Source organism: Enterobacter sp. DNB-S2, from assembly GCF_019443845.1.
Lineage (GTDB): Bacteria > Pseudomonadota > Gammaproteobacteria > Enterobacterales > Enterobacteriaceae > Enterobacter > Enterobacter asburiae_B.
The window spans coordinates 3,486,504-3,498,979 of the sequence record NZ_CP050520.1 but is presented as its reverse complement, the minus strand read 5'-3'; the positions used below and the strand labels follow the sequence as shown (position 1 = coordinate 3,498,979).

The following is a 12,476-nucleotide window of genomic DNA, read 5'->3' as shown; positions in this document are numbered from 1 at the left end:
AATTAAGAAGGCGCTATGACATCACCAATGCCCCCTGGGCAAACGTCATTATTGTTGCAGATGACACAGCGCCTCGCGCTGTCCGACGCGCATTTTCGTCGGATATGTCAGTTAATCTACCAGCGTGCGGGGATCGTGCTTGCGGATCATAAGCGGGACATGGTCTACAACCGTCTGGTGCGGCGCTTGCGTACGCTGGGGCTGGATGATTTTGGCCGCTATCTGAGCATGCTCGAGGCGAACCAGAACAGCGCAGAGTGGCAGGCTTTTATTAACTCGTTAACCACCAACCTGACGGCGTTTTTCCGTGAAGCTCACCACTTCCCGGTCCTGGCCGAGCACGCCCGCCGTCGCACCGGGGAGTATCGCGTATGGAGCGCGGCCGCCTCGACGGGTGAAGAGCCGTACTCGCTGGCGATAACCCTTGCTGACACCCTGGGCATGACGCCCGGACGCTGGAAAGTCTACGCCAGCGATATCGATACCGAGGTGCTGGAGAAGGCGCGTAACGGCGTGTATCGCCAGGATGAACTGAAAACGCTGTCGCCGCAGCAGCTGCAGCGTTATTTCATGCGCGGCACGGGCCCGCATGAAGGCCTGGTGCGCGTACGCCAGGAGCTGGCGAACTGCGTCGAATTCGCGCCCGTTAACCTGCTGGATAAGCAGTACAACGTGCCGGGGCCGTTCGATGCCATTTTTTGCCGTAACGTCATGATCTATTTTGATAAAACGACGCAACAGGACATTTTGCGTCGGTTTGTTCCGTTGCTCAAGCCTGACGGTTTACTGTTTGCCGGGCACTCGGAAAACTTCAGCAACCTCGCGCGTGAGTTTAGCCTGCGTGGGCAAACGGTATATGCGCTGAGTAAGGAAAAAGCATGAGTAAAATCAGGGTGTTGTCTGTCGATGATTCAGCGCTGATGCGTCAGATCATGACTGAAATTATCAATAGCCACAGCGACATGGAGATGGTGGCGACTGCGCCCGATCCTCTGGTAGCGCGGGATTTAATTAAAAAATATAACCCCGACGTGCTAACGCTGGATGTCGAGATGCCGCGCATGGATGGCATAGATTTCCTCGAAAAATTAATGCGGCTTCGGCCCATGCCGGTGGTGATGGTCTCCTCCCTGACCGGAAAAGGATCGGAAATCACCCTGCGCGCGCTGGAGCTGGGGGCGGTGGATTTTGTCACCAAACCGCAGCTTGGCATTCGCGAAGGGATGCTGGCCTACAGCGAAATGATTGCGGAGAAGATCCGCACCGCGTCGCGGGCGAAGCTTGCTGCCCATACGCCATTGGCCGCGCCTGCGACCCTGAAGGCCGGTCCCTTACTCAGCTCGGAAAAACTGCTGGTTATTGGAGCGTCAACCGGAGGAACAGAGGCAATTCGTCATGTACTCCAGCCATTGCCGCTTTCAAGTCCGGGTATTCTGATCACTCAGCATATGCCGCCAGGCTTTACCCGTTCGTTCGCCGAACGCCTGAACAAGCTGTGCCAGATCAGCGTGAAGGAGGCGGAAGACGGCGAGCGCGTGCTCCCGGGACATGCCTATATCGCCCCGGGCGACAAGCATATGGAGCTGTCGCGCAGCGGCGCTAACTATCAAATCAAAATTCATGACGGACCGCCGGTCAACCGGCACCGTCCGTCGGTGGATGTGCTGTTTCATTCGGTGGCGAAACATGCGGGGCGCAACGCCGTTGGGGTGATCCTGACGGGGATGGGCAACGATGGTGCCGCCGGAATGCTTGCAATGCACCAGGCTGGCGCCTGGACGATTGCGCAGAATGAAGCAAGTTGTGTGGTGTTCGGCATGCCGCGCGAGGCCATCAATATGGGTGGCGTGAGCGAAGTGGTCGATCTTAGCCAGGTAAGCCAGCAGATGCTGGCGAAAATCAGTGCCGGACAGGCAATACGTATTTGACTCAGGAGTATTATTTTATGGCGGATAAAGAGCTTAAGTTTTTGGTTGTGGATGACTTTTCCACCATGCGTCGCATCGTGCGCAACCTGCTGAAAGAGCTGGGCTTCAACAACGTTGAAGAAGCAGAAGACGGCGTTGATGCGCTGAACAAACTGCAGGCTGGCGGGTTTGGTTTTGTTATCTCCGACTGGAACATGCCAAACATGGACGGTCTGGAACTGCTGAAAACCATTCGTGCTGATGCCGGAATGGCGTCTATGCCGGTTCTGATGGTTACTGCAGAAGCGAAAAAAGAGAACATCATTGCCGCTGCACAGGCGGGCGCAAGCGGCTATGTGGTGAAGCCATTCACCGCGGCAACCCTGGAAGAGAAGCTCGGTAAGATCTTCGAGAAACTCGGCATGTGAGGTGATGGAAATGTTGCAACCTGCTATGAAACCCGTTGAAGAACACTCGCCGAGCGATATTATCGTCCGCATCGGCAGCCTGACGCGCATGCTGCGTGACAGCCTGCGTGAGCTGGGTCTGGATCAGGCGATTGCCGAAGCGGCGGAAGCCATTCCTGATGCCCGCGATCGTCTGGACTATGTTGTGCAGATGACCGCTCAGGCCGCGGAACGTGCGCTGAACAGCGTTGAAGCGTCACAGCCGCACCAGGATGCGATGGAAAAGGGGGCGAAAGCGCTGAGCAAACGCTGGGACGAGTGGTTTGAGAACCCTATCGAGCTGGCGGATGCCCGTGAGCTGGTGACGGATACCCGTCAGTACCTGGGTGATGTGCCGGGGCACACCAGCTTCACCAACGCCCAGCTGCTGGACATCATGATGGCGCAGGATTTCCAGGACCTGACCGGTCAGGTGATCAAGCGCATGATGGATGTTATCCAGGAGATTGAGCGTCAGCTGCTGATGGTTCTGCTGGAGAACATCCCTGAACCGGCAGCCCGTCCAAAACGCGAGAACGAAAGCCTGCTCAATGGTCCACAGCTCGACGCCAGCAAGGCGGGCGTTGTGGCAAGCCAGGATCAGGTAGACGATCTGCTGGACAGCCTCGGCTTCTGATAGTTCTGATTACCCTCAGGCTGCGGCGTCAACCTGAGGGTAGTTCGGTTAGCGAAGATCCATCTTCACCGTCACGTTACCTTCAAAGCGGCCCGGGGCCGGAGAGGCATTGGTCGTGCTGACCGGTACAGCCTGAATTTTGACCACACCGTTTCCCTGCGCGTCCATCGTCACCGGAAACTCATAGGTCCCGTCCAGCGCGACGTTCTGACTGTGTTCATCATATACACGCACCCCGAGATCGTCCCTGTCCAGAAGTTTTGCAATGTACGGCGTACTGCTGTCCGCGACCCCCTGATCAGCGGTTAGCGTGAGCTTTATCCGGTCCGTGTTTCCCACTGCGTTATCATCACAGTGGTAGGCAATATCAACGTTTTTGATAGCATAACGTTTCGGCGGTTGCCCCTTAATGACGAATTGCTTGCTGACGATGCTGCCGAACTCAACCTCAATGGTGCTGCCTGCGTTGATGGTGCAGCTTAGCGGCGCAGATAACGTGCCGCTAAACCAGATATCAGAGACCTGTTCTGCCTGCCCGGGATCGCAGCTTGTCCCCGTGCCGAAATAGAGGCAGGCATAGTTTTGCGCGACGATCGTCGAAGGGATCACCTCTTGACCCAGGATGGGTTTTTTAACGTGAAGCAGGATCGCAACGACGTTCCAGCGGAAATTACGCTTTATGACAGCGGCGTTGCTCGGCTGGGTGCTGCTATTGCAAACGTTGGCATTTCCCTCCGTTTTGGCGAGTGCATTCTCGGTAGTGCTACGCATATTACCTCTGGACGTCGGGTATTCATTGACAGGTAACGGGGTCAAAGAAGTGCCGTCCGGAGAGTTGATTGCATCCGCATAGGCGGTGATATCGGCATCGATCTTTTCGGTCAAGTAGCCGTATCCGTTTGTTCCAGGATTCAGCGGGCTTCCGGCAAACGTTTTTTCATAGACCATGCTCGAAGAAAACATATTTCCGGGACAGCTGCAGTTGGCCACTATCACCGGGCCATTGCCGACCAGATGATTTGGCACATCATAGTCATGATTGGCAATATTTTCGCTGGACGAAAACTCATGATCGAACGACGTGGTGTAGGCTTGCGGCGCACTGAAGCAGTTATGAAGTAAAGTCGCGGCCCTGCACGGGCTGGTTGCGGCCAGGCTCAATGCCGTGGCCAATGAAGCCCAGACGGCCCGTTTCGTGAGTATAGTTGTCATGTGCTTATTCCTGCTGACAAAGCTCGCTAACCGAGCGAATACCGTTAGGGCTTTCGGTTTGGTTAGCTGACTGTTGCGTAATGCTGGCGCGGCACTGTTGGCCCATGCCGTTGCCCCATTTCACGGTGAGCTGCGCGGTCTCTCCAATGCCTGCCAGATAGACGGTGCCGGTTTCATCGACAATGCCGCTCATCACCGGGTCGCTACTGGTCGCGATGGCGCCGAACGGAACGGGGAGACCGTTTGGACGCTTCAGGGTGATCAGCATCCGGTAGCCTGTGTGGGCGTCAAATCTGGCCAGCACCGCCGCGTTGCGCGAGGGAATGACGGTGATGGCGGTATCGCTGCTGTCCACATTTTCCGGCAGGCTCGAGGTATCAATACGAATATTATTCTCCTGGTACGGAGTGAGCGATGGAATGACTGCGTTACCCTGCCAGTCGGTCTGAATACCCCGCTGGTTCAGGAAACGGACGCCGGAAGCATCGTTGGCGTTGACGATAGCAAACTGGCTTCCTAAAGGTTGAGCCAGCGTGATGCCCTGAGGATGGGCAACAATACCGCCGCTAATGCCGTAGTTAAGCTGCTGAGAGTGATCGGTGGAAGCGTAATATCCGGCGGTCAGATTGGCGTACTGCGAGCGGTAGCTGCCATAGACGCTGCTGATATCTTCCCCGTTGTGGTTGGAGTGGCTCTGCTGCAACGAGTAGCTCAGACGCTCATCCTCCAGAAGCGTGCCGCTGAGGCCCACGTTTTGCCGCGTATAGCCATTTTTAGTGTTGCTGATGTTATAGCTACTCCAGGCGCGTGGCAGCCATCTGGCGAGAGGAATGCTAAATCCCAAAGAAACCATCCTGTCAGACTCGTCGCCGTTGGTTTTGCTGTACGTATAGGCAATGTGATAGCTCGTGCCGGAAACAACGGTATTGAATCCCAGAGACAGGTTGCGCTCTTTTTTAGAGGTGCCCCAGTAATCCTGCTGATAGCCGTTAAGATACAGACTTACCCCAGCAACGGTTTGGCTAACGCTGGCCTGAATGCGGTTGCGTTTATTGTAACGAAACTGCAGATCGTCTTCGTGGCCGTCATGCTTTTGGTTGGCGTCGGCAAAGCTGTAATACCCGCGGCTGGAGTATCGGTAGCTGCCGAGGCTGAAGTTGGTATCGGTCGAATCCAGCTTACCGGTATAAAGCAAACGCCATGACTGGCCGGTATGCTGGCTGTTATCGTCTAGCCGGGTGTCGGCCATGGTAACGTCAGCGGACAGCGAGCCCAGCGGCCCGAGCGCCAGACCGGCACCGGTATTGGCTGCGTTATAGTCTTTCGAGAGCGTCAGCCCTCCAAACCAGGTGAGAAGGTTATTTAAACCGTAAATCATGCTGCCCTGGAAAAAGTCGGGTTCCTTTTGGTCGCTCCCGCTTTCAGCACGATAACGGCCTGCTGTCATTTCGTACTTCATACGCCCAGGCCGCAGCATAACCGCGATACTGGAGTAGGGCTGCGTAAAGCGATGCTCGGTGCCATCAGCCTCTTTCACCGTAACGTCCAGATCGCCGCTGTTGGTCGTGGAGTAGAGATCGTCGATTTCGAACGCGCCCGGCGCGACATTTTGCTGATAGATGAGGTAGCCATTCTGGCGCACCGAGACTTCCGCATTTGAACTGGCGATGCCGCGTATGACAGGGGCATAGCCGCGTTGGCTGTAGGGAAGCATCTCTTCATCCGACGCAAGGTTAACGCCCCGGTACTGTAAGCTATCAAATACCTCGCCCCGCGTGTTGCTTTCTCCGGCCGTGAACTGTGCCTTGAGGGCGTCAACGTCATGCTGGAGGAAGGTATTGATGTTTTCCCACAGGTTTTCATTCTCTGAATGGCTCCACGTTGAATAGTTGCGCACTCGCCAGCCACCCATGTTGGCGCCGGTGCGCAAATTCAGATACTGACTGGTGGCGCTGTTGTCGCCGCTCTCCTTATTTTTTGATCCTGATAAAGCGTAGTCACTGAACAACACGGGAACACCGTCGTCCCAGCGCGAGGGATCGATGTAATCGCGACCGGCACTTCTTAACGCGGCCTGAGGAATACTCAACGCTAATGTCATGGTTGAAAAATCAAGCCGCGCGGAGGACTGGGGGATATAGTTGCTGATATCTTTAGGCAAAGCTTTATTGGCGGGTAATGCAAGCAAGGCGGGATACTGGTCGATAGCAACCCCCCATGCCCGCAGCATATCCGGTGTGAGCTGCGGTATCAGTGACCCTTCCGGCGAGCTGACGTAAGCGATACTGGTGGTGCTCAGGCGGTGTTCGTTCACCTGCACTCGTGAAGAATAGGTGCCGGGTAGCTGAGCATTCGACTTTGAAAAGAGTGAAAGGTCGATATCCTGCTGGGCCAGCATGTCTCCTTCAAGCGATGAGGGTGAGAAACGATACTCACGGGCCAGCGTCGAGAAGCTCGCGATGAGCAAGACACCGCCAAGGCAGCGAAGTAGCGGATTCGGTCTAAAGAGCCGCTCGTATGACATATCATTACGTCCTGTCATCATCGCGGTTTTTTAATCCTGCGCCAGGGTGGCGGTGTATTTTTCGGAAGCATTGCCGTAATCGGTTATGCAGCGCCAGGTGACGCTCGTTCCCTGAGCATTGTCAGGAAGAGGAATGTCAGCGCGGGATTTAGGGGCAACCATGTCGGCTTTCTCCACTTTGTGCGCTCCCAGCGCAAGTGAATCAAAGACGCTGTAGAATGCCCCCTCGTTGATGACAATGAGCTGCTGACCATGACGCGCGAAGCGCAGGTTTTTGCAGGATTCATAGGGCGTACCGCTCAGTCCGACTGGGCGCCAGAACAGTTTCAGACGCGTTTTATAGATTAACCGCAGGATGTTTTTGTCTCCCTCATCCGTAGCCGTGGCAGGAACGGTTCGTACGTTCATATAGAACAGAGATTCTTTATCGCCTGCTAAGGTTGTCCCGTTCCAGGTAATACGCAGGCTTTGCTCTTTTTGCGGATCGAGCCGAAAGAGAGGCGGTGTCACGATAAACGGTCCGTGCGTTTTGCCATCACCTGTATCCGTCCATGACTGTATTAACCATGGAAGCTCTTTATCATTATTTTGTAAGGGCAGGGCAACTTCCTTTTTCGCGGCATCGTAGATTATGCGTGTGCGACCGATCTGAATACCTGCTGCGTGACAAAAGGTGCTTGCAATAACAGGGATGCATAATAAGACCTGGAGTAAAATGCGCATAGTGAAACCTTTAATAAAGGAGGTTGAAGGGAAATGATAATAGTCCGAGTCCGGACTATTATCAGATCATGACTCCTTAAACGTCATGACGCCTAAATATATATATTATGAATATCAGTAATACGATTATTAACGGTAAAGAATATTTACCGTCATATCAGCATCTGCCGGACCGGCGGTAACCGCATCTGCAAATGATTTATAGCGGGCATTAAAATCAGCTTTAATCGTATCTTCGGATTTTGTCGCCAGTTCGATATAGATCTGTCCTTCAGCGCCATCCATCGTGATGAGCTTATCATCTTTACCCGCCGGGCTGACGGCAATGCCGATACCGGTGGCCGCGGTTTCGCCCGTGGTGGTAATTTTACTGACGTCCAGTAGCGTCTTGGTCTTGGTCAGGGTCGTTGGGCCGTTAAAGGTCAGCTGAACAGCCGGAAGCCCAGCGCTTGTTAACGGGCAGTTCGCCAGCGTAATGGAGAACTCCGTAAGTGCGGTCTCCTTCCCAACGGTATTAAACAATGATGTAGGATAGGTACCCAGTGGTATAGTACTGTCCGTGCCGTCGTCACCCTGAATGGTGCAGCTTGATTCGATAATTTCACCCGTGAAGTGAATAGTGCCAGCATTCATTTCTGCGGCGAAACCATTCATCGACAGTGTTGCAAGGGCTAAGCCCGCAATAATATTCTTTTTTAAATCCATCTTAAATGTTCCTTTAAGTAAAAATAATTATCTGGCATGCATTTTGCTTTCTGGTGGAAAGTAAATTATGTCGCGTGAAATTATAACATTTAATTTTATGCGGGTAAGGGAGTCTCAGGATTAATGTTATACAGATTTATCCATTTTTGGATTTTGTGGGGTAATGATTTATATAATTTTAATGGCTCTGAATTATTGAATTTACATAGTTATATCATTCCTGCAATACCAAGTAGTTAAAATCGACGGTTATGTTAATTTTTTTTTCGGGATATTTTAGAGCAAATGTTCTTTAAAACTGCGCTTAATTCATTTTGTAATATGAAACACATCACAAAAGCTGGAGAATGTTCGTTCGAACATTCCTTGCCCTTTTTTCCCTAACCCGAATTGCGGAGGGGGGCTTAAACAGGATAAAAAGACCCGGTTATAGGGTTTTTTCTGCCCATTGATGAAAGGCGGTGCTGGCATGATACCCGTGACGTAATGGGCTGAGCATGCACTGTGGCAGAAGAGAACGACGACAAAACGGAAGCCCCCACACCCCACCGACTAGAAAAAGCGCGTGAGGAAGGGCAGATCCCCCGATCCCGAGAATTGACCTCCCTGCTGATCCTTATCGTAGGGGTGTGCATTATCTGGTGGGGCGGGGAGTCGCTCGCCCGCAAGCTGGCTGGGATGTTGTCCACCGGGTTACGTTTTGACCACAGCATGGTCAACGATCCGAATCTGATCCTCAGCCAGATTATTCAGCTTATTAAAGGGGCCATGGTCGCGCTGCTGCCCCTGATAACCGGGGTCGTGCTGGTCGCGCTGGTCTCTCCGGTGATGCTCGGCGGCCTGGTTTTTAGTGCCAAATCGCTGCAACCGAAATTTTCCAAACTGAACCCGCTGCCGGGTATCGCGAAAATGTTCTCTGCGCAGACCGGGGCTGAGCTGCTCAAAGCCGTTCTCAAATCGGTGCTGATGGGCAGTTCCGCGGGATTTTACCTCTGGTACCACTGGCCGGAAATGATGCGTCTTATCAGCGAATCGCCGCTCACCGCGATGAGCAACGCGCTGAATCTGGTTGGGCTTTGCGCGCTGCTGGTGGTGCTCAGCATTATCCCGATGGTGGGTTTTGACGTGATCTTCCAGCTTTATACCCATTTTAAAAAGCTGCGCATGTCGCGTCAGGATATCCGTGACGAATATAAGCAGATGGAAGGTGACCCGCACGTGAAAGGGCGCATCCGCCAGATGCAGCGTGCCGCCGCCCGTCGCCGGATGATGGACGATGTGCCGAAGGCCGACGTCATCGTCACCAACCCGACACACTATTCCGTTGCACTGCGCTATGACGAAAACAAAATGAGCGCGCCGAAAGTCGTTGCGAAAGGGGCGGGGCTGATCGCACTGCGTATCCGGGAAATTGGTACTGAAAACCGCGTGCCGATCCTGGAAGCCCCTCCGCTGGCGCGTGCGCTGTACCGCCATGCGGATATCGGACAACAGATCCCGGGACAACTCTACGCCGCCGTGGCGGAAGTGCTGGCCTGGGTGTGGCAGTTGAAGCGCTGGCGTCTGGCTGGCGGTCAGCGGCCTGTGAAACCTGAAAACCTTCCGGTGCCTGCCGCGCTGGATTTTATGAACGAGAAGGACACTGATGGCTAATCTGGTGGCAATGTTGCGCCTGCCCGGCAACCTGAAATCGACCCAATGGCAAATCCTTGCCGGGCCGATTCTGATCCTGCTAATTCTGTCGATGATGGTACTGCCGCTCCCGGCATTCATCCTCGATCTGCTTTTCACTTTCAATATTGCGCTGTCCATTATGGTGCTGCTGGTGGCGATGTTCACCCAGCGTACCCTGGAGTTTGCCGCGTTCCCGACCATTCTGCTGTTTACCACCTTGCTCCGACTGGCGTTGAACGTGGCGTCCACGCGTATCATTCTGATGGAAGGTCACACCGGTGCTGCAGCGGCAGGTAAAGTGGTGGAGGCATTCGGCCACTTCCTGGTGGGCGGCAATTTCGCTATCGGTATCGTGGTGTTCGTTATCCTCGTTATCATCAACTTTATGGTTATTACCAAAGGTGCAGGGCGTATCGCGGAAGTGGGCGCGCGTTTTGTGCTGGACGGGATGCCGGGCAAGCAGATGGCGATCGACGCCGACCTGAACGCCGGCCTTATTGCCGAAGATGAAGCCAAAAAACGCCGTTCGGAAGTGACGCAGGAGGCGGACTTCTACGGCTCCATGGACGGTGCGAGCAAGTTTGTGCGCGGTGACGCCATCGCGGGCATTCTGATCATGGTGATTAACGTGGTCGGCGGCCTGCTGGTGGGGGTATTGCAGCACGGGATGGACATGGGGCACGCGGCGGAAAGCTATACGCTGCTGACCATTGGTGACGGTCTGGTTGCGCAGATCCCGGCGCTGGTTATCTCCACGGCGGCGGGTGTGATTGTAACCCGCGTGAGTACCGATCAGGACGTTGGCGAGCAGATGGTGGGCCAGCTCTTCAGCAACCCGCGCGTTATGCTGCTGGCCGCTGCCGTTCTGGGTTTGCTCGGCCTGGTGCCGGGGATGCCAAACCTCGTCTTCCTGTTGTTTACGGCGGGTCTGCTGGGGCTTGCCTGGTGGATGCGTGGCCGTGAAATCAAACCGGCAGCGGAACCTGTTCAGGTAAAAATGCCGGAGAATACCCAGGCCGTCGAAGCGACCTGGAACGACGTTCAGCTGGAAGATTCCCTGGGAATGGAAGTGGGCTATCGCCTGATTCCGATGGTCGATTTCCAGCAGGATGGCGAGCTGCTTGGCCGTATCCGCAGTATCCGTAAAAAATTCGCCCAGGATATGGGCTTCCTGCCGCCGGTTGTACACATCCGCGACAATATGGACCTGCCGCCCGCGCGCTACCGCATTCTGATGAAAGGGGTCGAAATTGGCAGCGGTGATGCCTATCCGGGCCGCTGGCTGGCGATTAACCCGGGCACCGCCGCAGGCACGCTGCCGGGCGAGCAAACCATCGATCCGGCCTTTGGCCTGGCCGCTATCTGGATTGAAAGTGCCCTGAAAGAGCAGGCGCAAATCCAGGGCTATACGGTTGTTGAAGCCAGTACCGTGGTGGCGACCCATCTTAATCACCTGATTGGGCAATTCTCGGCAGAGCTGTTTGGCCGTCAGGAAGCGCAGCAGCTGCTGGACCGCGTCACGCAGGAGATGCCGAAGCTGACGGAAGATCTGGTCCCGGGCGTGGTGACCTTAACCACGCTGCACAAGGTGCTGCAAAACCTGCTCGAAGAGAAAGTGCCGATCCGCGATATGCGCACCATTCTCGAAACCCTTGCCGAGCATGCGCCGATACAAAGCGATCCGCACGAGCTGACGGCGGTGGTACGCGTGGCGCTGGGTCGTGCGATCACCCAGCAGTGGTTCCCGGGAACCGGAGAGGTGCAGGTCATTGGCCTCGATACGCCGCTTGAACGCCTGCTGCTGCAGGCCCTGCAGGGCGGGGGCGGCCTGGAGCCGGGCCTGGCGGACCGTCTGCTGGCGCAAACGCAGGAGGCGCTGGCGCGCCAGGAGATGCTGGGCGCACCGCCGGTGCTGCTGGTTAACCATGCGCTGCGTCCGCTGCTGTCGCGCTTCCTGCGTCGTAGCCTGAACCAGCTGGTCGTGCTGTCGAATATGGAGCTGTCGGATAACCGTCACATCCGCATGACCGCGACGATTGGAGGAAAATAATGCGTAAATGGCTCTGGATTTTGCTCTTCCCGCTGGCGGCGCACGCGGCCGGGGAGGGCACCTGGCAGGCAAGCAGCATGGGGGTGACCCTCAGCAACCGGGGCGTCGCCATGTCATCTAACCCGCTGTCGCCTTCTGAAGGCGTTTCCGGTCAGATGGGGCTTGTGGTCTGGAATTACCGGCTGATTGGCCCAACGCCCGCAGGGCTGCGGGTGCGCCTTTGTTCTCAGACGCGCTGCACGGAAATCGATGGCGAAAATGGCACGACGCAGGCGTTCAACGGCGTACCGGCCATTGAACCTTTGCGTTTCATCTGGGAAGTGCCGGGCGGGGGACGTTTAATCCCGGCGCTGAAAGTACAGAGTAATTCTGTCATCGTGAACTACCGCTAACACCCTGCCTTTTCACCAGCCATCAGCAATTTTGATGGCTGGCTCTCAAAACTGACCTCACCTTTTGATCAAATAGAAACGCTGTTTTATAAATCAGTGGCGCGCGTGACGGTACTCTTTGCATTATTGCCATTGACCCTCTTAGGGATGGCAGAAACAGAAAGGTATCAACCGGTCGATGCATTTACTGTAGCCGTCTAAAAGCT

The 12,476-nt window shown here is 55.0% G+C and carries 11 protein-coding genes; 7 read left to right on the top strand and 4 right to left on the bottom strand.

Annotated features, from left to right (window positions below; genetic code table 11):
• The first annotated feature begins 15 nt into the window (after positions 1-15).
• From cheR to cheZ, 4 genes are read left to right on the top strand one after another with little or no spacing between them, the layout of a single operon-like run.
• Positions 16-882, top strand: coding sequence for a protein-glutamate O-methyltransferase CheR (gene cheR / locus HB664_RS16785; RefSeq protein ID WP_023312253.1), 867 nt, complete (start codon positions 16-18; stop codon positions 880-882).
• Positions 879-1,928, top strand: coding sequence for a chemotaxis response regulator protein-glutamate methylesterase (locus HB664_RS16780; RefSeq protein ID WP_029741783.1), 1,050 nt, complete (start codon positions 879-881; stop codon positions 1,926-1,928). The genes cheR and HB664_RS16780 overlap by 4 nt, the downstream gene beginning before the upstream one ends.
• A gap of 17 nt (positions 1,929-1,945) precedes the next feature.
• Positions 1,946-2,335, top strand: coding sequence for a chemotaxis response regulator CheY (gene cheY, locus HB664_RS16775; RefSeq protein WP_008500431.1), 390 nt, complete (start codon positions 1,946-1,948; stop codon positions 2,333-2,335).
• A gap of 10 nt (positions 2,336-2,345) precedes the next feature.
• Complete coding sequence (gene cheZ / locus HB664_RS16770; RefSeq protein WP_023312251.1) at positions 2,346-2,990, top strand: protein phosphatase CheZ; 645 nt, start codon at positions 2,346-2,348, stop codon at positions 2,988-2,990.
• Between the two features lie 48 nt (positions 2,991-3,038).
• Here the strand turns inward: cheZ and HB664_RS16765 are convergent, their stop codons facing one another.
• From HB664_RS16765 to HB664_RS16750, 4 genes are all read right to left on the bottom strand, one after another.
• The gene (locus HB664_RS16765) at positions 3,039-4,202 is read right to left on the bottom strand and encodes a fimbrial protein (protein WP_219939862.1); all 1,164 of its coding nucleotides are present in this window, start codon (positions 4,200-4,202) and stop codon (positions 3,039-3,041) included.
• A gap of 4 nt (positions 4,203-4,206) precedes the next feature.
• Positions 4,207-6,726 (bottom strand): fimbria/pilus outer membrane usher protein, encoded by a 2,520-nt coding sequence (locus tag HB664_RS16760; protein WP_219939861.1) that lies wholly within the window; start codon positions 6,724-6,726, stop codon positions 4,207-4,209.
• Between the two features lie 30 nt (positions 6,727-6,756).
• Positions 6,757-7,449, bottom strand: a complete 693-nt coding sequence (locus HB664_RS16755; protein WP_219939860.1) for a molecular chaperone — start codon at positions 7,447-7,449, stop codon at positions 6,757-6,759.
• Between the two features lie 129 nt (positions 7,450-7,578).
• The gene (locus HB664_RS16750) at positions 7,579-8,154 is read right to left on the bottom strand and encodes a fimbrial protein (protein ID WP_094935603.1); all 576 of its coding nucleotides are present in this window, start codon (positions 8,152-8,154) and stop codon (positions 7,579-7,581) included.
• Between the two features lie 504 nt (positions 8,155-8,658).
• Here HB664_RS16750 and flhB point away from each other — a divergent pair.
• From flhB to HB664_RS16735, 3 genes are read left to right on the top strand one after another with little or no spacing between them, the layout of a single operon-like run.
• Positions 8,659-9,807: a flagellar biosynthesis protein FlhB gene (gene flhB, locus HB664_RS16745; protein ID WP_033145863.1), complete on the top strand. Its 1,149-nt coding sequence runs from the start codon at positions 8,659-8,661 to the stop codon at positions 9,805-9,807.
• A complete protein-coding gene (gene flhA, locus HB664_RS16740; RefSeq protein ID WP_033145862.1) occupies positions 9,800-11,878 on the top strand; it encodes a flagellar biosynthesis protein FlhA in 2,079 nt (692 codons plus the stop codon). The genes flhB and flhA overlap by 8 nt, the downstream gene beginning before the upstream one ends.
• Positions 11,878-12,270, top strand: coding sequence for a flagellar protein FlhE (locus HB664_RS16735; protein ID WP_045355962.1), 393 nt, complete (start codon positions 11,878-11,880; stop codon positions 12,268-12,270). The genes flhA and HB664_RS16735 overlap by 1 nt, the downstream gene beginning before the upstream one ends.
• Positions 12,271-12,476: the final 206 nt, after the last annotated feature.